Annotated in this window: 18 protein-coding genes and 1 pseudogene; 8 read left to right on the top strand and 11 right to left on the bottom strand. The window is 63.3% G+C overall.

What is annotated here, in order from left to right; translation table 11 throughout:
* Positions 1-120 precede the first annotated feature (120 nt).
* Positions 121-2,169 carry a DNA topoisomerase IV subunit B gene (gene parE / locus NKI50_RS02335; RefSeq protein ID WP_352640633.1) on the top strand — a complete coding sequence of 683 codons (2,049 nt, stop codon included), beginning with the start codon at positions 121-123 and terminating at the stop codon, positions 2,167-2,169.
* Positions 2,170-2,345: 176 nt separating this feature from the next.
* Here the strand turns inward: parE and NKI50_RS02330 are convergent, their stop codons facing one another.
* Positions 2,346-3,467 carry a DUF2336 domain-containing protein gene (locus tag NKI50_RS02330; protein ID WP_352640631.1) on the bottom strand — a complete coding sequence of 374 codons (1,122 nt, stop codon included), beginning with the start codon at positions 3,465-3,467 and terminating at the stop codon, positions 2,346-2,348.
* 110 nt (positions 3,468-3,577) lie between these two features.
* Here NKI50_RS02330 and NKI50_RS02325 point away from each other — a divergent pair, with 110 nt between their 5' ends.
* Positions 3,578-4,069, top strand: a complete 492-nt coding sequence (locus NKI50_RS02325; RefSeq protein ID WP_352640629.1) for a MaoC family dehydratase — start codon at positions 3,578-3,580, stop codon at positions 4,067-4,069.
* A 3-nt stretch (positions 4,070-4,072) separates the two neighbouring features.
* The gene (locus NKI50_RS02320; protein WP_352640627.1) at positions 4,073-4,954 is read left to right on the top strand and encodes an HpcH/HpaI aldolase/citrate lyase family protein; all 882 of its coding nucleotides are present in this window, start codon (positions 4,073-4,075) and stop codon (positions 4,952-4,954) included.
* Positions 4,955-4,974: 20 nt separating this feature from the next.
* Here NKI50_RS02320 and NKI50_RS02315 read toward each other — a convergent pair whose 3' ends face one another.
* Positions 4,975-5,559: a nitroreductase family protein gene (locus tag NKI50_RS02315; protein WP_352640625.1), complete on the bottom strand. Its 585-nt coding sequence runs from the start codon at positions 5,557-5,559 to the stop codon at positions 4,975-4,977.
* 157 nt (positions 5,560-5,716) lie between these two features.
* Between NKI50_RS02315 and NKI50_RS02310 the strand changes: the two genes are divergently transcribed.
* Positions 5,717-6,682: an RgsD C-terminal domain-containing protein gene (locus tag NKI50_RS02310; RefSeq protein ID WP_023720140.1), complete on the top strand. Its 966-nt coding sequence runs from the start codon at positions 5,717-5,719 to the stop codon at positions 6,680-6,682.
* 12 nt (positions 6,683-6,694) lie between these two features.
* Here NKI50_RS02310 and NKI50_RS02305 read toward each other — a convergent pair whose 3' ends face one another.
* From NKI50_RS02305 to NKI50_RS02285, 5 genes are all read right to left on the bottom strand, one after another.
* Positions 6,695-7,633 (bottom strand): lysophospholipid acyltransferase family protein, encoded by a 939-nt coding sequence (locus NKI50_RS02305; RefSeq protein ID WP_352640623.1) that lies wholly within the window; start codon positions 7,631-7,633, stop codon positions 6,695-6,697.
* A gap of 84 nt (positions 7,634-7,717) precedes the next feature.
* The gene (gene thrS / locus NKI50_RS02300) at positions 7,718-9,691 is read right to left on the bottom strand and encodes a threonine--tRNA ligase (protein WP_023720142.1); all 1,974 of its coding nucleotides are present in this window, start codon (positions 9,689-9,691) and stop codon (positions 7,718-7,720) included.
* Between the two features lie 168 nt (positions 9,692-9,859).
* On the bottom strand, positions 9,860-10,675 hold the full coding sequence (gene blaOXA / locus NKI50_RS02295) for a class D beta-lactamase (protein WP_352640621.1): 816 nt from the start codon (positions 10,673-10,675) through the stop codon (positions 9,860-9,862).
* Between the two features lie 146 nt (positions 10,676-10,821).
* Positions 10,822-11,196, bottom strand: a complete 375-nt coding sequence (gene yidD / locus NKI50_RS02290; protein ID WP_031194332.1) for a membrane protein insertion efficiency factor YidD — start codon at positions 11,194-11,196, stop codon at positions 10,822-10,824.
* Between the two features lie 79 nt (positions 11,197-11,275).
* Entirely contained in the window at positions 11,276-11,443 is a 168-nt protein-coding gene (locus NKI50_RS02285; protein ID WP_352482166.1) for a hypothetical protein, read from the bottom strand.
* A 92-nt stretch (positions 11,444-11,535) separates the two neighbouring features.
* Between NKI50_RS02285 and NKI50_RS02280 the strand changes: the two are divergent.
* Positions 11,536-12,443, top strand: a pseudogene (locus NKI50_RS02280) (LysR substrate-binding domain-containing protein).
* On the opposite strand, the gene NKI50_RS02275 reads toward NKI50_RS02280, so the two are convergent.
* Complete coding sequence (locus tag NKI50_RS02275) at positions 12,440-12,886, bottom strand: iron-sulfur cluster assembly scaffold protein (RefSeq protein WP_023720146.1); 447 nt, start codon at positions 12,884-12,886, stop codon at positions 12,440-12,442. The pseudogene NKI50_RS02280 and the gene NKI50_RS02275 sit on opposite strands and share 4 nt — an antisense overlap.
* Before the next feature lie 240 nt (positions 12,887-13,126).
* On the opposite strand from NKI50_RS02275, the gene folE reads away from it, so the two are divergent.
* From folE to NKI50_RS02260, 3 genes are all read left to right on the top strand, one after another.
* A complete protein-coding gene (folE, locus tag NKI50_RS02270; protein WP_352640617.1) occupies positions 13,127-13,789 on the top strand; it encodes a GTP cyclohydrolase I FolE in 663 nt (220 codons plus the stop codon).
* A gap of 10 nt (positions 13,790-13,799) precedes the next feature.
* A complete protein-coding gene (hisI, locus tag NKI50_RS02265; RefSeq protein WP_352640615.1) occupies positions 13,800-14,270 on the top strand; it encodes a phosphoribosyl-AMP cyclohydrolase in 471 nt (156 codons plus the stop codon).
* Between the two features lie 84 nt (positions 14,271-14,354).
* Positions 14,355-15,326 (top strand): patatin family protein, encoded by a 972-nt coding sequence (locus tag NKI50_RS02260; RefSeq protein WP_352482159.1) that lies wholly within the window; start codon positions 14,355-14,357, stop codon positions 15,324-15,326.
* A gap of 20 nt (positions 15,327-15,346) precedes the next feature.
* On the opposite strand, the gene recJ is transcribed toward NKI50_RS02260, so the two are convergent.
* The 3 genes from recJ to NKI50_RS02245 form a co-directional block, all read right to left on the bottom strand.
* Entirely contained in the window at positions 15,347-17,131 is a 1,785-nt protein-coding gene (gene recJ, locus NKI50_RS02255) for a single-stranded-DNA-specific exonuclease RecJ (RefSeq protein WP_352640613.1), read from the bottom strand.
* Positions 17,132-17,191: 60 nt separating this feature from the next.
* Positions 17,192-18,175: a class II fructose-bisphosphatase gene (glpX, locus tag NKI50_RS02250; protein WP_352586956.1), complete on the bottom strand. Its 984-nt coding sequence runs from the start codon at positions 18,173-18,175 to the stop codon at positions 17,192-17,194.
* Positions 18,176-18,374: 199 nt separating this feature from the next.
* The gene (locus NKI50_RS02245) at positions 18,375-19,688 is read right to left on the bottom strand and encodes a homoserine dehydrogenase (protein ID WP_352482155.1); all 1,314 of its coding nucleotides are present in this window, start codon (positions 19,686-19,688) and stop codon (positions 18,375-18,377) included.
* Positions 19,689-19,690 lie beyond the last annotated feature (2 nt).

Below are 19,690 nucleotides of genomic sequence, written 5' to 3'. Positions count from 1 at the left end.
GTCGAATGGTTTTGCAGTAAGAGGCTCTATCCTCGAACGTAACAGGAACCTCCGTCGCCTGCCCGCAAAAAGCGTGGCAGTATCGGGTGGTGATTCGCAGCATCGGAATCCAGGACCGGCATGGACGACAATAACGATCTTTTCGGCAATTTGGGCAAGCAGCCGCAACCGGCTCGCGCCGCGCGCCCGGCCGACCCGCTGGTGCAGGCGGCGAAGCGGCCGGCGCCCCGCGATGCCAGCGAGAGCTATAGTGCCGCCGATATCGAGGTGCTGGAGGGGCTGGAGCCGGTGCGCCGCCGCCCGGGCATGTACATTGGCGGCACCGACGACAAGGCGATGCACCATCTGTTCGCCGAGGTCATCGACAATTCGATGGACGAGGCGGTCGCCGGCCATGCTACCTTCATCGATGTCGAGCTTTCCGCCGACGGATACCTGTCTGTAACCGACAACGGCCGCGGCATTCCGGTCGATCCGCACCCGAAATTCAAGAAGCCGGCGCTCGAACTCATCATGACCACGCTGCATTCAGGCGGCAAGTTCGACAGCAAGGTCTACGAGACCTCGGGAGGCCTGCACGGTGTCGGCGTTTCCGTGGTCAACGCGCTGTCCGACCATCTCGAGGTCGAGGTTGCGATTGGGCGCAAGCTCTATCGCCAGCGCTTCTCGCGAGGCGTTCCGGTGACCGGCCTGGAGCAGCTCGGCGAGGTGCACAACCGGCGCGGCACGAAGATCCGCTTCCATCCAGACGAGCAGATTTTCGGCAAGGGTGCTGCGTTCGAGCCGGCGCGGCTCTACCGCATGGCGCGGTCAAAAGCCTATCTGTTCGGCGGTGTCGAAATCCGCTGGACCTGCGATCCCTCGCTGATCAAGGAAAAGGACACGACGCCGGCCAAGGCAGAATTCCATTTTCCGGGCGGCCTCAAGGACTATCTGAAAGCCTCGCTCGGCGACGAATTCCAGGTGACCCGTGAAATGTTCGCCGGCAAGAGCGAGAAGCAGGGCGGCCACGGTTCGCTCGAATGGGCGGTGACCTGGTTCGGCGGCGACGGCTTTATAAATTCCTATTGCAACACCATTCCGACCGCGGAAGGCGGCACGCATGAGGCCGGCTTCCGCAACGTTCTGACGCGCGGCTTGCGCGCCTATGCCGACCTGGTCGGCAACAAGCGCGCTTCGATCGTCACATCCGAAGATGTGATGATCTCGGCGGCGGGCATGCTGTCGGTGTTCATCCGCGAACCGGAATTCGTCGGCCAGACCAAGGACAGGCTGGCGACGATCGAGGCCATTCGCATCGTCGAAAGCGCCATCCGCGACCCGTTCGACCACTGGCTGGCCGACAATCCGCAGGAAGCTTCGAAACTGCTCGAATGGGTGATCGCGCGTGCCGACGAGCGGGTGCGCCGCCGCCAGGAAAAGGAAGTGTCGCGCAAGAGCGCCGTGCGCAAGCTGCGCCTGCCCGGCAAGCTCGCCGATTGCACGCAGAATGCAGCGGCCGGCGCCGAGCTCTTCATCGTCGAGGGCGATTCGGCCGGTGGCTCGGCGAAGCAGGCGCGCGACCGCGCCAGCCAGGCGGTGCTGCCGCTCCGCGGCAAGATCCTCAACGTCGCCAGCGCCGGCAACGACAAGCTGGCCGGCAACCAGCAGATAGCCGACCTGATCCAGGCCTTGGGCTGCGGCACGCGCTCGAGATACCGCGACGAGGACCTGCGTTACGACCGGGTCATCATCATGACCGACGCCGACGTCGATGGCGCCCATATCGCTTCGCTGCTGATCACCTTCTTCTACCAGGAGATGCCGAGCCTGGTCCGCGGCGGCCATCTCTATCTGGCGGTGCCGCCGCTCTACTCGATCCGGCAAGGCGGCAAGGTTGCCTATGCCCGCGACGATGCGCACAAGGACGAACTTCTGCGCACCGAATTCACCGGGCGCGGCAAAGTCGAAATCGGCCGCTTCAAGGGGCTGGGCGAAATGATGGCCGCCCAGCTCAAAGAAACCACCATGGACCCGAGAAAGCGCACGCTGCTCAGGGTGGACGTCATCGACGCCGAGGCGGCGACCAAGGATGCGGTCGACGCACTTATGGGCACCAAGCCCGAGGCCCGCTTCCGCTTCATCCAGGAACGCGCGGAATTCGCCGCGACGGAAGTGCTGGATATCTGAGCGTCTTCTGCTAGGCGAGCCGCGGACGGCGGCTGTCACTGTGCGCAAGACTTTTCCGGATTTTTCGCGAAGGATGAGGCCTGGAACGGTTCAGCGTTTCACGGAAACGCCGAACCGCTCAGTTTTTTATTTTGACGCAAGTCGGAAAACCGTTTCACACTTTTCCTGGAATTGCTTTAGGCAGCCGCGATCGCCAGCGCGTGCCCGCGTGCGTTCTCGCGCAGCGCGTCGAGATGGATCGATCTGACCAGCCCGGCGAGATCGCCTTCGGCGGACTGTCCGCCCAATTCCTTCAGCATCAGCCAACTGACTTCCTGGACGCCGGCGAGGCGTTTGCCATTGGCGACCTCACGCCAGACCTTCAGCGCGCGCAGGATGATGGCGTGGGTGGCAGCGGCAAGCCCGGCGCTGCGGAACAGTGCCTGCAACGCTATGTCATGCCCGCCGGCCAGCAGTGCCCTCACCCGTTGTTCGGACTGCTGGCTGAGCGCGACCAGCGCCGAGCCAAAGAAGTCGACCTTGCCGTGCGCGATGGTGCGGATGACGAAGCTTGCGGTCAGGTCGCCGCGCAGGCGCAGATGTTCGACAAGTGCGGTATGTTCCTCCGCCCGCGTGCCTTCGATCAGCGTCACCGAAGCCTTGACGCAAGCATCGCGCGTGATGCGCTCGGCCCTGGCGGCGCCCATCAGCGCCAGCACCAATGGCGACCCCTTGAGCATCTCCCCTAGCTTGACCAGCAGCATATGCCGGCAGTCGGCGGGCAGCCGGGTGTCGGCGATCAGCGCCTCGCGCACCAGAGGCAGATGGCCGTGACGCTCGGCCATGCGGCGAAAGCTGACGGATGCGATGTCGGCGCCGCTATTGGCGAGCAGCGTGGTGCAGGCTTCCGGCTCACCGACCTCGGCGATCGCTGCCGCAACCGACATCGAGACGCGCGGCCGGTCGGCGATCACCTTCTGCGTCGCTTTCTGGCCGCCGGCAACCCGATCAATCAGGTCGGAATCGGTAAGCAGCGGCGAGCGCGCCAGTACCAAAGCGGCCACCTCGGGCTGGTCCGAAGCCAGCGCGCTGACGATCTGCGGCGGCGCATGATGGCTCAGAGAAAGCGCATCGGCGATCGCCAGCCGCACCTTCGACGATGCGTCATCGAGCAGCAACGTCAGCGCCGCCTCGGCAGCGCAGCGGTCCTCGAAAGGCAGGTCCGAGTCGACATAGGCGCGAGCCAGCGCGCTTGCCGCCGCAGCACGCTCCGACACCTTTGCCGTGTGGATCCATTTCAGGAAATGCGAAACGACCATGTCGCCTGCTTACGCCCTTTGCCAGAACGCTTCTGGCGCCTGTCGGGACCGTAGGCACAAATGGTTTACGAACGGTTCACCATGTTCGTTAACTGGCTTGCGGGCGCGATATGCAACGCCTATCAACCCTTAAGCAGCGGAGGAGATCGACCATGGCCGGGCTTTATCTTGAGGAGTTCGCTGTCGGCCAAGTGTTCAAGCACACGCTGCGCAAAACCGTGACCGAAAGCGACAATATGCTGTTTTCGGTGATGACGCTGAACCCGCAGCCGCTGCACATCGATTTCGACTTCGCCGCCAAGAGCGAATGGGGCAAGCCGCTGGTCAATTCGCTGTTCACGCTTGGCCTGATGATCGGCATCTCGGTCAACGATATCACCGTCGGCACCACCATCGCTAATCTCGGCATGAGGGAGACGGTGTTTCCACATCCCGTCTTCCATGGCGACACGATTCGCGTCGAGACCACTGTCGTCTCGGTGCGCGAATCCAGGTCGAAACAGGACCGCGGTATCGTCGAGTTCGAGCACCGCGCCTATAACCAGAGCGACGTGCTGGTTGCCAGATGCACGAGGCAAGCCATGATGATGAAAAAGGCATAGCCGATGCGTTCCCTGCTCTTCGTTCCCGGCGATTCGGAAAAGAAGCTGCAAAAGGGCTTTGGCGTGGGCGCCGACATGGTCATCGTCGATCTCGAGGATTCGATTGCCTCGCAAAACAAGGGGCTGGCGCGCGACACAGCGGCGCGTTTCCTCGCCGGGCACAGGCACCGAACCAACTCCGCGATCTATGTGCGCGTCAATGACCTTTCGACCGGACTGACCGACGACGATCTGGCGGCGCTCGTGCCAGTGAAGCCCGACGGCATCATGCTGCCTAAGTCGAACAGCGGACTGGATGTCCAGCATCTCTCGGCCAAGCTCAGGGTGCACGAAGCTGAAAGCGGCCTGCCGGATGGCGCGATAAAAATCCTGCCGATCATCACAGAAACGGCCGCCGGCGTTCTGGCCGCCGCGACCTACGCCAAGGCAAGCGCGCGGCTTGTCGGCGTCACCTGGGGCGCGGAAGATCTGTCGGCGGCAATCGGCGCGCGCTCGACGCGCGACGCGAATGGCCGCTACACGGATGTATTCCGCTTCGCCCGCACCATGACCCTGCTTGCCGCGAGTGCCGCGGAAGTCGCGGCGATCGACACAGTCTTTCCGGATTTTCGCGACATGGCCGGCTTCGAGGCCGAATGCGCCCAGGCCGAGCGCGACGGCTTCACCGGCAAGATGGCGATCCATCCGGCGCAGGTGCCGGTCATCAACGCCGCCTTCACGCCTTCGGCGCAAGCGGTGAAAAGCGCCCGGGCGATCGTCGAGGCATTCAAGGCGGCGGGAAACCCCGGCGTCGTCGGCATCGACGGCAAGATGTACGACCGGCCGCATCTCAAGCTCGCCGAGCGGCTCCTGGCTCGAGCCAGGGCAGCTGGGCTTGACGCTTAGGGTCTGCCCCGCGTCGAAAATTACCCCACCCACGGCCCCGAATAGTCGGCATAGAGCTTTGCCGGATCGGGGCGTGGCCGCTCCGGTGCCGGCCCCTGATAGGAGCCGATATGGACAAAACCGACGACCCGCTCATGCGGCGCCAGACCGAGGATCGCCCTGCCCTCTGGCACGTCGGAATACCAGTTGCTGATCATGTTGGTGCCGTAGCCCAGTGCATTGGCGGCAAGCATCAGGTTCATCGCCGCCATGCCGCCGGACAGGAACATCTCCCATTGCGGGATCTTTGGATTTTCCCTGGGGATCGAGATCACGCCGATGACCAGCGGCGCCCGCGAAAAGCGTGCCAATTCCTGGTTGCGGCGGCCTTCCGGCAACGGCCCTTCGCGCTGTTCGGCAAGTGCTGCCAGCTTTTTGCCGATCTCGACGCGAGCCTCGCCGCGATAGAGGATGAAACGCCAAGGCTCCAGCCGGCCATGATCCGGCACCCGCGAGGCGGCGGCGATCATCGTCGCGATCTCCGCATCGCCCGGTGCCGGCTCTTTCAAATCCGGGATCGGCGCGGAATTTCGGGTCAGCAGAAAATCGATGATCGGCGACGCCATGGGCGCAAGTCTCCTGGAATTTGAGCTGAAGCGCGCCATCGGGATATCGGGCGGCTCGGGGCATTGGCGCGACGCGCCGGACAAAGAGCCCTCTAGCAGAAGCCGACCGGACTCTTAAGCCTTGAAATTGCCACCGCATTGGGCTTCAACGCAAGGCATGTTTGAGGGGACATTGCGTCTTTTCCTGATATGGCTCGCTGCCGCACTGTTGATGGTGCCGGTTTCGCTTGCCGCCGCCCAGAATGTAGACGGCCTCAGTGATCTGAAACTTCCCGGAATTTCGGGCTATGCGCCTCCGAAAAGCGAGACATCGCTGGCATTGGGCAGCAGCGGGGCGATCACGCTGTCGGCGCAATTGACCGACAAGGGTGCCGACATCACGCGCGGCATCGTCTGGCGCGTCTTCAAGCCCGAATCGGCCAGCGACGGCAAGCTGCCGATGGTCGCCTCCGCTCATGGCGGCACCGCCGTATTCCAGCTCGAGCCGGGTTCCTATCTGGTCCATGCCTCCTACGGGCGGGCCGGCGCCACCAAGCGCATCACCGTCGGCAAGGAAGCCAAGCGTGAGAGCCTCGTGCTCGATGCCGGCGGCCTCAAGCTTGATGCCGTGCTGTCGGGAGGGGTGCGCATACCGCCGAAGAAGCTGCGCTTCTCGATTTATGAGAGCCACGCCGCGGCCGATGGCGATCGCGCGCTGATCATACCCGATGTCGAGCCGAACAGCGTCGTGCGGCTCAATGCCGGCACCTACCACGTTGTTTCGACCTATGGCGCTGTGAACGCGGTCATCCGCTCCGACATCCGCGTCGAGGCCGGCAAGCTGACCGAAGCGACGGTCGAGCATCGTGCCGCCGAGATGACCATGAAGCTGGTGCGCGAGCCGGGCGGCGAGGCGATCGCCGACACCTCCTGGTCGCTGCTGAACGAGTCCGGCGACCCGATCAAGGAGACCGTCGGCGCCTTTGCCTCGATGGTGCTGGCCGAGGGCGACTACACCATCATCGCCAAAAACCGCGACCGCATCTACCAGAAGGATTTTACGGTGGTGGCCGGACACAATCAGGACATCGAAGTCCTGGCAACCGAAGCTTCGGCCATCGATTCCGAGGAAGGCGCCGACTAAGCCGCGCCCCCTCTAGGCTGCTTTGCGCATGCGTCGCGCCAGCAACGGCACGCGGCCAGTCGTCTCGGCCGGCGCCAGATCGAAGACGCCGCGCTGAAGGCGGTCGAGCAAGGCCTTGCGGTCTCGCAGCGGCTCCAGTTCGTCCCACCCCAGCACGTCGCCGACGCGCACGTCGATCGATTTGCCGGAGAGCCGCGCAAATTCACGGATGAGCAGCGATGTGCGCAGTGTCAGCGAGGCCTTGCCGACGAATTTCGCCACACGCCCGTCGCGTTCGGCCATGTTCATCGGTCCGCTGACCAGATGGAACAGCCGGCCGTTCTGGCCCGAAAAATGCAATGGGATGACCGACGCCTTTGCGTCCTGAACGAGACGGGCCGGAAACACCTTCCACGGCAGATCGCGTGCCCGGCCAAACCCCTTCGGCGCGGTGGCGACACCTCCCGCCGGAAAGACGACGATGGTGACGCCCTCCTTGAGCAGCCGCACCGCTTCATGGCGGACCGCCATGTTGTTCTTCAGCGCGTCCTTGGTCTCGGAAAAGTCGATCGGCAGCGAATAGGGCTCCATCTCGCGGATCTTGAGCAGATCCTTGTGGATCATGACGCGGAACGGTCGGCCGAGCTGCTCCGCCAGCGACAACACGGCAATACCGTCGCCGATGCCGAACGGATGGTTGGCAACAATCACCAGCGGCGTGTCGGGCAGGTTTGCCGGCGGCCATTGACCGGCGGTCCGCACCCGGACGTCGATCAGCTCCAGCATGCGGCCGAACACGCGCTCGCCGTTCGGCACCACTTGCCGGCGCCAGAAATCATAGAGTGCGGCGAAGCGATCACGTCCCGACAGGCCTTCGACCGAGTGGATGAACCAGCGCGTCAGCGCCGGCTGATGCGGACCGGCATAGGAGAGCTCGGGAAACGGTCTTTCGCGCATCTTCAGCTTGAGCATGGGGCTCGCTACACAATTGGCGTGACAAGCATATGAAAATGGCGGTGGAGCGATCCACCGCCATTTCGTTGCTGATTGGCCGGCTCAGGCCGCGCGGCGCTTGCGGTCGGGTGTCACCGCCTCGTCGGAAAGCAGTTTCACGGCGGCCGCGAGGCCAAGCGATTCCTGGTCGCGCGACCCGAGACGGCGGACATTGACCGTTTCTTCCTCAGCCTCGCGCTTGCCGCAAACGACGATGACCGGCACCTTGGCAAGGCTGTGCTCGCGGACCTTGTAGTTGATCTTCTCGTTGCGCAGGTCGGTTTCGGCGATCAGCCCGGCCGCCTTCAGCTGCGCAACGACTTTTCGCGCGTAATCGTCGGCATCGGAAGTGATCGTCGCCACCACCACCTGCAGCGGCGCGAACCAGAGCGGGAAATGGCCGGAATAATTCTCGATCAGGATGCCGAGAAAACGCTCCATCGAACCGCAGATGGCGCGATGCACCATCACCGGCTGCTTCTTTTCCGAATCGGAGCCGATGTAGAAGGCGCCGAACCGTTCCGGCAGGTTGAAGTCGACCTGCGTGGTGCCGCATTGCCAGTCGCGGCCGATGGCGTCCTTCAGCACATATTCGAACTTCGGCCCGTAGAACGTGCCCTCGCCCGGATTTACGCCCGTCTTGATCCGGTTGCCCGACCGCGCCGCGATCTTGTCGAGCACGTCCTGCAGCACGCCCTCGGCGTGATCCCACATCGCGTCGGTGCCGACCCGTTTTTCGGGGCGGGTCGCCAGCTTGACCGTGATTTCGTCGAAGCCGAAATCGGCATAGGTCGACAGGATCAGGTCGTTGATCTTGATGCACTCGTCGGCGAGCTGTTCCTCGGTGCAGAAGATGTGGGCATCGTCCTGGGTAAAGCCGCGCACCCGCATCAGCCCGTGCAGTGCGCCGGACGGCTCATAGCGATGCACATTGCCGAATTCCGCAAGTTTTACCGGCAGATCGCGGTAGGACTTCAGCCCGTGTTTGAAGATTTGGACGTGGCCGGGGCAGTTCATCGGCTTCAGCGCAAACACCCGGTCGTCGTCGGTGTCGTCGCCGGCGACCGTCACCTTGAACATGTTGTCCCGGTACCAGCCCCAGTGGCCTGAGGTCTCCCACAGGCTCTTGTCGAGCACCTGCGGCGCGTTGACCTCCTGGTAGCCCTGCTCGTCCAGGCGGCGGCGCATGTAATTGACCAGGTTCTGGAACATCCTCCAGCCCTTGGCGTGCCAGAACACGACCCCGGGGCCCTCCTCCTGGAAATGGAACAGGTCCATCTCACGGCCGAGCTTCCTGTGGTCGCGCTTCTCGGCTTCCTCCAGCATCGTCTGATAGGCTTCGAGCTGCGCCTGGTCGGCCCAGGCCGTGCCGTAGATGCGCGTCAGCATCGGGTTGTTGCTATCGCCGCGCCAATAGGCGCCGGCGACCTTCATCAGCTTGAAGGCGTTGCCGATCTGGCCGGTCGAGGCCATGTGCGGACCGCGGCAAAGGTCGAACCAGTCGCCCTGCGCATAGATCTTGAGATCCTGATCCTCGGCGATGGCGTCGATCAGCTCGAGCTTGTAGCGCTCGCCCTTGTCGGCAAAGATCCTTTTCGCCTTTTCACGCGACCACACCTCTTTGGTGAACGGCTTGTTGCGCGCAATGATCTCGCGCATCTTCTTCTCGATCACCGGGAAATCGTCGGGCGTGAACGGCTCGTTGCGGGCGAAGTCGTAGTAGAATCCGTTCTCGATCACCGGCCCGATGGTCACCTGCGTTCCCGGCCAAAGTTCCTGCACGGCTTCGGCGAGCACGTGCGCGGCATCATGGCGGATGAGCTCCAGCGCACGCGGATCCTCGCGGGTGATGATTTCGAGCTTGCCTGATTTGCCGATCGGGTCGGAAAGGTCGCGCAACGTGCCGTCGATGCTGTAGGCAACGGCCTTCTTGGCCAGCGACTTCGAGATCGATTCCGCCAGGCCGGCGCCGGTCATCGCCGCGTCGTAGTCGCGGACGGAGCCATCGGGAAATGTCAGGGAAACGGAATTCAGCATTAAATTCTCCTATCCAGTCCCGCAAACGAGCGCGGGTGGTAAAATGCACGTCGCCCAAAACTGCGTAGCGATTTTGGGGTTGCGACTTACATCAAGTAAGAGCCGGATGCGTCCAGCGGCGAGCGGTCTTTTATGGGCAGTTTTCGGCGCCGTAAAGCCGGATTTAGGTCACCCGAGGAGATTCGACAGCTCTTTCAGGAACATCGCCCGCGTCTTGAGCCCCTTCGGCGTGTCGGAACGTTTCGTATCGACTACGAGGCAGGCAAAGACGATCTTGCGAGCATGCTTCTGCGCCCAGCCAACAAACCAGCCAAGCGAGCGCTTGTCGGCATCGTCGCCAAGCCTGGTCGTCCCGGTCTTGCCCTGCACCGTCCAGCCGCCCGCCCGGAAGGTCGGGACAATCGCATTGGTCATCGCATGGGCCTTGTCCGAGACCGGCAGATTCCGCGCCAGCAGCTTGCGCAGGAAATCGACCTGCTCGACCGGCGATATCTCGAGCGAAGAATTCACCCAGGAATGGGTGAGGCCGTCATTCTTGCCGGAATTGCCGGAGACGTCGGTGTTGCCATAGTCCAATCTGGACACATAGCCGGCAAACTGTTTGCTGCCGAGCCGGCGCGTGATCTCGCGTGAGAACCAAAGGACCGAATCCCTTTCCCAGATCGTCGGGTCGACGGTCTTGCGGTCCCGTTTCGGCGCGTTGAACTCCGCTTTGTACTCCCAATTCGGTGTATGCTCGTCGCCCAGGATTCCGGCGTCATAGCCGATCAGCGCCAGCGGAATCTTGAATGTCGAGGCGGGGCTGACGCGCTGATCGCAAACCCCTTGCCGGTACAGCGTCTCGCCGCTCGCGGCGTCGACGATCAGCGTGCATTCGACGTCCCCGAGAGGCGCCGATTGCGCACGGATCGGAAAGCCCAACAGCCACGCCAGGACATAGAGAACCACGGCGAAAACGAAGGGAAGACGATCTATCCGGCGCATTTGGCAATCTCTCCTGAAGGGTATCAGGAGCGGCTTAGCGAGGCGTCTTGTCTCGATTTTGTCTTAAATGCGCTATGTCCGCGCAAGCTGCGGTTAACCCTACCAGATCGTAAACAGCGGTGCGGTTGTGTAACGAACAGTTGCGGTCAACTGTCTAGGTCGCCACGTTTTTTCCCGATCCGCCAGTACCGCCACGGCGCAAACCAGACATAGCGCTCAGCCAGGGTTTCGGGCACGCGGTCGATGCCATGCGTCCCTAACGGCCCGCAGCGCAGCACGCGAAAGAATCCCATCCAGCCGCCGGCCCATAGTCCATGCCGGGCGATCGCTTCGTGCGCGTATTCGGAACAGGTCGGCAGATGCCGGCAGGAATTGCCCACAAAGCCGGACAGCGTCAGCTGGTAGAGCCGGACGAGCGACGTGCCGAAGACGCGGCCCGGCGTCTTGCGCCACGGGCCGGGCCAGTTGCGTCCTTGTCGAATCGGCCTGGCGCCGTGCGCATGCCGATGTTGGCCGACCACCACAGTCTCCGCGTCGCGTTTCCCTTCAGGATAGATGTGCGCATCGGGCCGGGAACGCAATGCCGTTCCGGCAATCCCGTCACTGCCTCGAACGGCGAACCGGGTACCGGTCGGGCGTCGGCTTCCGACATGCGGCGACGCTGGTCGGCGGCCTCCCCTCGCACCAGTCGCCATGCGGTTTCTCGTCATGCCATTGAAATGTCGCGATCCGCACGACATCGCTCAGGATGTTGAGAAACTGGATCATGGCAGCACTCCTTTGAGCACCGATTAGAGCGCCGCTGGCCTTGCTCTTCAAACGAGTATAACGTCGACGTCAGATAACTCTGAGTTATGCGAATGAAGCGCGGACGCCTCCCCCTGACGGCTCTTAGAAGCTTCGAAGCAGCCGGTCGTCACCTGAGCTTCAGCCGTGCGGCCGAGGAGCTTTATGTTTCGCAGGCGGCGATCAGCCGCCAGATCCGCGAGCTCGAAACATTCCTGCGCCAACCTTTGTTCTTCCGCCATCATCGCCGCGTCGAATTGACCGACACCGGCCGGCGGCTGCTCGACCAGTTGGTCAGAAGTTTCGGGGGCATCGACAGGCTGCTTTCGGAATTGACGGCGGCCCCGACGTGGTCCGTGTCAGCGTCGAGCCGTCGCTTGCATCCGTATGGCTGGTGCCGCGGCTCAACCGATTTCGCCAGTTGCGACCCGATATCGACGTTTCCCTTGAGGTCGACCCGAGGTTGATAGAGTTCCGCAGCGATCAGCCTGAACCTGCTCTACGCTTCAGTGCACACGCCACTTCATGGCCACGCAGCGAAGCCGAACAGCTTGCCTCGGTCGTCGATTCACCGGTTCTGTCGCCGGCGCTTCTTGCGTCCGGGCCAGCTCTGGAAAAACCGATCGACCTTGGTCGCTATACATTGCTGCACGAAGAAAACCGTCAGGCTTGGACGCGCTGGTTCGAAGCGGCCGGCGTGACCCCTGAAGCCGTGCCTGCGCGTGGACCGATGCTGGCGGATGCCTCGCTTTCGAAACAGGCAGCCTTGCTTGGACATGGTGTCGCACTGGGCGATCTTTTGCAGATCGGCGAAGAACTTGCGTCCGGCGCGCTGGTCAAGCCTTTCGACATCGACGTTGCGTCCGGCGCCTATTGGCTGGTGGCCAGAAGACTGAATGACCTTTCCGAGCCTGCCAGGGCTTTTGCCGACTGGGTCCGGGCGGAATTCGCCGAAAGCCGGCGTTTTCTTGCCGAGGTTTAGGCCGCCTGTTCCGCCCGCTTCTTCTCGATCTGGCCGATCGCATCGACCACCGCGTCGAAGGTCAGCATGGTCGAGGCGTGGCGCGCCTTGTAGTCGCGCACCGGTTCCAGGTATTTCAGGTCGGCGAAGCGGCCTTCGGGCGGCGGGCCATTTTCCTTCAGCATTTTTAGCATCGTCTCGCGCACGCTGCGCAGTTCTTCCGCGCTGGCGCCGACGACATGCTGCGCCATGATCGAAGACGACGCCTGGCCAAGCGCACAGGCCTTCACGTCATGCGCGAAATCGCTGACGACGCCGTCATCCATCTTCAGATCGACGGTCACTGTCGAGCCGCACAGCTTGGAATGTGCTCGTGCGGTTGCGTCGGGCCGGTCGAGCCGACCGATCCGTGCGATATTTCCGGCAAAACCCAGAATTTTCGCATTGTAGACATCGTCGATCATATTTTTCCAATCCGTCGCCGCCCAGCGAACAGCGATTGCCGCTCTGGCGTCTTCCTTTCGCTCGGCACGAACATATATAATGGTCGTAGTCGGGTATCGACAAGGCGACCGCAAGTCTCGTCCTGCCCAAATCTGTTCACGCCACTTACGGGCTGGAAACCGGGCGAGTTTCTAACACCCGAAAGGTCGTGGTCCGTTCAACTCGTTCCTCCTGAGAGAGGAACTACGGGAGACGCCTTTATGGACGCCGTTATCAAGAAACTCATGCCGCAGTCGGCCTATATGGAAAAGCCGGTCACCGACCGGCCGAGTGAGGCCGAAGTCGAAGCCGCGGTGCGCACCTTGTTGCGCTGGACCGGCGACAATCCTGAGCGCGAGGGCCTGATCGACACGCCGAAGCGCGTCACCAAGGCGTTCCGCGAAATGTTCAACGGCTACGATATGTGCCCGGCCGAGGAGCTTGGCCGCACCTTCGAGGAAGTCGCCGGCTATGACGACCTCGTCATAGTCAAGGACATCACGTTCCACTCGCATTGCGAGCATCACATGGTGCCGATCATCGGCAAGGCGCATGTCGGCTATCTGCCTGACGGCAAGGTTGTCGGCCTGTCCAAGATCGCGCGCGTCGTCGACATCTTTGCCCACCGCCTGCAGACCCAGGAAGCGATGACTGCGCAGATTGCCGGCGTCATCCAGGACGTGCTCAATCCGCGCGGCGTCGCCGTCATGCTCGAGGCCGAGCATATGTGCATGGCCATGCGCGGCATCCGCAAACAGGGCTCCACCACGCTGACCTCGACCTTCACCGGCGTCTTCGAGGATACACCTGAAGAGCAGGTCCGCTTCGTCACCATGGTGCGCGGCGGCGGAACTGATCAGACCCACGCCGCCTTCGCTAAATAGGGACCGGCGAATGTCGGCATTGGAATTTCCGAAAGCTCCATCTGACAAGAAGGTACTCGAGGAAGGGATCGTCCTTTCACCGCGCTTCGATGCCGGCGGCCTCGTCACTGTCGTCGTCACCGATGCCGAAGACGGCATGCTGCTGATGGTCGCGCACATGAATGCCGAGGCGCTGGCGCTGACACTCGAGACCGGTATCGCGCACTACTGGTCGCGTTCGCGCGACGCGCTGTGGAAGAAGGGCGAAACCTCGGGCAATGTCCAGCAGGTCGTCGAGATGCTCACGGATTGTGACCAGGACGCGATATGGTTGCGCGTCAAAGTGCTGGGTCACGAAGCAACTTGTCACACCGGCCGACGTTCATGCTTTTATCGGACGGTGGGGCTGAGCGATGGCAAAGGGACGCTTGCCAGCGACGACAGCAAGCCGCTGTTCGATGCGGAAAAAACGTATCGAAAGCCCAAAACACCATCAGTATGAACCATTCGCAGCACTTCAGCCACGTATATTCATGATTTCGATACGGCCCGCCTGTAGGATGACCGTGGGACAAGGGAGATTGTGATGCTCGACTGGGCGTCATTGCGCAACAGACCTGACGTTCGGGAGGCCAATGGCCTCTCCTCGGCCGCAGGCGCATCCGAAACCAAATCTCCAGGTAAAACAGGGATCTCGCTGGCATTGGGCGGCGGCTGCGCGCGCGGCTGGGCGCATATCGGCGTTTTGCGCGCGCTTGACGAAGCCGGCATCGAAGTGTCGATGATCGCCGGCACCTCGATCGGCGCGCTGGTCGGCGGCTGCTATGTTGCCGGCAAACTTGACGAGCTGGAAGAATTCGCGCGCAGCCTGACCAGGCGGCGCATTTTTGGCCTTCTCGACCTCAATCTACGCGGCAGCGGCCTGTTCGGTGGCATGAAGCTCGACGCACGGCTGCGCGAGCACATAGCCGGCATCCGCTTCGAGGACCTGCCAAAACCGTTCGTCTGCGTCGCTGCCGAAATCCGCACCGGCCATGAAATCTGGCTGTCGAGCGGCTCGTTGAGTACCGCCATGCGCGCCTCCTACGCGCTGCCCGGCGTGTTCGAGCCGGTCGCCTGCAACGGGCGCGTGCTGGTCGACGGCGCACTGGTCAATCCGGTGCCGGTCTCGGTCTGCCGTGCCTACGAGCAGCCGCTCGTGGTTGCGGTGAACCTTCACTACGATCTGTTCGGCCGCGCCGCAGTGATCAAGCACAGCGCAGGCGAGCTGATCGTCGAGAGAGACGCGCCAAGGGGTGGCCACGCCGATCCCGAACGTCAGTCGCGCGAGACGCGGCTCGGCATCACCGGCGTCATGGTCGAAGCCTTCAACATCATCCAGGACCGCATTTCGCGCGCCAGGCTGGCCGGCGACCCGCCGGACATGTCGCTGCAGCCGAAGCTCAGCCATATCGGCCTGACCGAATTCCACCGCGCCGACGAAGCGATCCGTATCGGCTACCAGGCAACGATGGCACAAATCGGCGAACTGACCCGACTGCAGACCGTCCTCGCTTAGGCCGAGCGGTCAGCGAGCTCTCAGGCAAGCGCCGCGTCGACGATACGAAATTGCACCGTGCGGTTGCCGTTCCAGTGATTGCCCGACAGCGAGCCGGCGACGTGCACCGGCTTGCCCCTGTTCTTGAACAGGAATTCGCCGAGCGCAGTATCGACGGCGCGAAAGGCGATCGCCTGGATGCGGCCGCCGCTTTCCGACTGCAGGTCGGCGCGGATGTGGTTGGTGCCGACCGCCCGCGCATCGACAAGCCGGTGACGCGGCAGCGCGAACACCGGCGCGACATGCCCGGCGCCGAACGGCCCTGCCCTCTCAAGCGCATCGAGCAGCGCAAGCGTCGCGCCCTCGGCGGCAAGCGCGCCGTCGATCGCCAGGCTCTCCTCGCCTTGCAGCCGGAATACATCCACCGCCGCACGTTCTTCGAAGAAAGCCCTGAGTTCGCCGAGCTTCGCCCGCTCGACAGTGATGCCGGCCGCCATTCCGTGGCCGCCGCCCTTGACGATCAGCCCGGCATCGGCAGCCTCGCGCACCAGCCGGCCGAGGTCGAAGCCCGACACCGAACGGCCTGACCCCGTACCGACGCCATTGGCGTTGAAGGCGATGGCAAAAGCCGGCCGTCTTGCATGGTCCTTCAGCCGCGAGGCAAGCAGGCCGACAATGCCCGGATGCCAGTTGCTGCTGGCTGTGACCACGATGGCCGGACCATTGCCGCCGGCAAGCTCGGCGTCGGCCTCTGAGCGCGCCGCGGCCAGCATCTCCTGCTCCATCGACTGCCGCTCCTGGTTGAGCCGGTCCAGCGTCTCGGCGATGGTGCGGGCCTCGACCGGGTCGTCGGTTGCAAGCAGGCGGCTACCAAGTGCTGCGTCGCCGATGCGCCCGCCGGCGTTGATGCGCGGACCGATCAGAAAGGCCAGATGGAACGTGCTGATCGGCTCGCCGATACGCGAGACCCGCGCCAGTGCCGCCAGCCCCTCGTTTCTCTGCTGCCGCGCCACCTGTAGCCCCTTGACCACGAAGGCCCGGTTGATGCCGGTGAGCGGCACCACGTCGCAGACGGTGCCCAGCGCCACCAGGTCGAGCAGGCCAAGCAGGTCGGGCGCTGCGGCATCCGGCAGCCGGCTGCGCAGGATCTTCGCCGTCTGTACCAGGCACAGGAAGACGACGCCGGCGGCGCAAAGATGGCCTTGCCCGGAAAGATCGTCCTCGCGATTAGGATTGACGACCGCAGCCGCCGCCGGCAACGGCCCGCCGACCTGATGGTGATCGAGCACCACGACGTCGGCGCCGGCGGCCTTCGCCGCGTCGATGGAAGCAGCACTGTTGGTGCCGCAATCGACGGTGACGATCAGCGTCGCGCCGCGCGAGACGAGTTCGCGCATCGCTTCCGGATTGGGGCCGTAACCCTCGAAGATGCGGTCCGGTATGTAGATCTCCGACGGCACCGAGAAATGTGCGAAAAAGCGCTTGAGCAGCGCCGATGAGGCGGCGCCGTCGACATCGTAGTCGCCAAAGATCGCCACCTTTTCCCTTGCCGTCACCGCCTGGGCGATGCGAGAGGCCGCCTTGTCCATGTCGGTCAGCGATGCCGGGTCGGGCAGCAGGTTGCGGATGGTCGGATCAAGGAACCGCTCGGTCTGCTCGGCAGTGACGCCGCGCCCGGCCAGCACGCGTGCCACGATGTCGGGCACGCCATAACCTTGCGCGATGGCGAGCGCAGCCATGTCCTGACGCTCGGTCAGTCGGTGTTCCCAGGAAACGCCGGTGGCCGACTGCCTGACATCTAGGAAAAAGCGTCTTTCCCCCGTCACGTGACGCGCCGTCTGCAATTTGTCATTGCGCACAATATGCAACGGCTAACTGAGTCGAAATCAAAACTTTTCCAGATCCTGGTGCCTGGCCTTGATTTCGCGCACGGTTCGCGACGACGAGCGTAGCACGATCGTGTGCGTGGTGATGAAATTGCGGCCGAACTTGACGCCGGCCAGCATATTGCCGTCGGTGACGCCGGTCGCGGCAAACAGCACGTCGCCGCGTGCCATGTCTTGCGTGTGGTAGATCCGTTTCGGGTTGGAGATCCCCATGTTCGCCGCGCGCGCCAGCTTTTCCGGCGTGTCAAGGATCAGCCTGCCCTGCATCTGGCCGCCGGTGCAGCGCAAGGCCGCCGCCGCCAGCACGCCCTCCGGCGCACCGCCGGTGCCGAGATAGATGTCGATGCCGGTTTCGTCCGGGTCGGTGGTGTGGATGACGCCGGCGACATCACCGTCGCCGATCAGCCGGATCGCGGCGCCTGTCGCCCGCACGGCTTCGATCAACGCGCCATGGCGCGGCCGGTCGAGGATGCAGGCGGTGATCTCCGCCACCGGCACGCCCTTGGCCCTGGCCAGGCTGGCGATGTTTTCGGCCGGCGAGGCATCGATGTCGATGATGCCGTCGGCATAGCCCGGGCCGATCGCGATCTTGTCCATATAGACGTCCGGCGCGAACAGAAGGCTGCCTTTTTCGGCAATGGCGATGACGGCCAACGCATTGGGCAGGTTCTTGGCGCAGATCGTCGTGCCTTCGAGCGGATCGAGCGCGATGTCGACAGCCGGGCCTTTGCCTGTACCGACCTCCTCGCCGATATAGAGCATCGGCGCCTCGTCGCGCTCGCCCTCGCCGATCACCACCGTGCCGTTGATGGCGAGACGATTAAGCTCCTGGCGCATGGCGTCGACCGCGACCTGATCGGCGGCTTTCTCGTCGCCGCGTCCGCGCAATCTGGCGGCCGCGACCGCGGCGCGTTCGGTGACGCGCACCAATTCCATGGTCAGTATCCGGTCGAGGCCGGCGACAATGTTCTGGGCCACATTCATCGATGGATAATCCTCGTTGGCACTTTGTTTCTATGCATGTCGTTGTCCCAAAACCGCCGCACACTTTTGGGCGACATGCATTAGCCTCCCGCCAGAGACGCGCTTCTTGTGTCAAAGCCTCGTGACAACAGCAAGACCTGCGCTGGACCTTTTTGAAAGCGCAGCAATATCAATCGATTAAAGGCAAAACTTGAGACTGCTATCCGGCCCGCTCGATGCGGATGACTTGCGGCTTGTCGGTCAGAAGGCTGTCCCTGGTGATGCCGTCGACGGCCTTGCGCACCGCCGCCTCGGTCGTCTCGTGGGTGACCAGGATGACTGTCTTCTGTGCCTCGGTTTCCGGCCCTGCGGCATGTTGCACGATCGATTCCAGCGAAATGTCGTTGTCGGCCATGCGTTTGGCGATCGCGGCGAAAACGCCGAGGCGGTCGTGCACGGTCAGCCGGATGAAATAACCGCCGGCATGGCTGCGCATCTGCGCCTTTTTGTAGGGCTTCAATTCCTTCGCCGGCCGGCCGAAGACCGGGCCATGCTGGAAGCCAGGCCGGCTCTTGGCAATGTCGGCAATGTCGCCGATCACCGCCGAAGCGGTGGCGTTGCCGCCGGCACCGGGGCCGGAAAGCAGCAATTCGCCGAGGATGTCGGTTTCGATCGCGACCGCATTGGTGACACCGTGCACCTGCGCGATGACCGAGGCCGTCGGCACCATGGTCGGGTGAACGCGCTGCTCGATACCGCTTTCGGTGCGTTGGGCGACGCCAAGCAGCTTGATCCGGTAGCCGAGATCGCCGGCCGCGCGGATATCGGCCTGGCTGATGTTGGAGATGCCCTCCATGTAGATGTCATTGGCCGCAATCCTCGTGCCGAAGGCAAGGCTGGTCAGGATCGACAGCTTGTGCGCGGTGTCGTGGCCCTCGATGTCGAAGGTCGGGTCGGCTTCGGCATAGCCCAGCCGCTGGGCGTCCTTCAGGCAGGCATCAAAGGACAGGCCCTCGGCTTCCATGCGCGTCAAAATATAATTGCAGGTGCCGTTGAGGATGCCGAAGACGCGGGTCACCGAATTGCCGGCCATCGCCTCGCGCATCGTCTTGATGACCGGAATGCCGCCGGCCACCGCCGCTTCGTAGTTGAGCAGCACGCCCCTCTTTTCCGCGATCTCGGCCAGTGACACGCCGTGCTTGGCAAGCAGTGCCTTGTTGGCGGTGACGACATGGCGGCCGGCCTCGAGCGCCGCCTTCACCGAGGATCGTGCCGCGCCCTCGTCGCCGCCGATCAGTTCGACGAATACATCGATCTCGGCGGTCTGGGCCATCTTGACGGCGTCGTCGAACCACAGTGCTGTGCCAAAATCAACGCCGCGGTCGCGTTTGGGATCGCGGGCCGAGACCGCTGACACGACGATCTCGCGGCCGCACTGCCGCGTCAGTTCCGCCGCCTTGTCGCGCAGCACGCGAGCCACCGACGCACCGACGGTGCCGAGGCCGGCAATTCCAACACGCAACGCTTCAGCCATGT

It is taken from the genome of Mesorhizobium sp. M0563 (assembly GCF_040321065.1).
Classification (GTDB): domain Bacteria; phylum Pseudomonadota; class Alphaproteobacteria; order Rhizobiales; family Rhizobiaceae; genus Mesorhizobium.
This window is presented reverse-complemented; position numbering and strand designations above follow the sequence as displayed.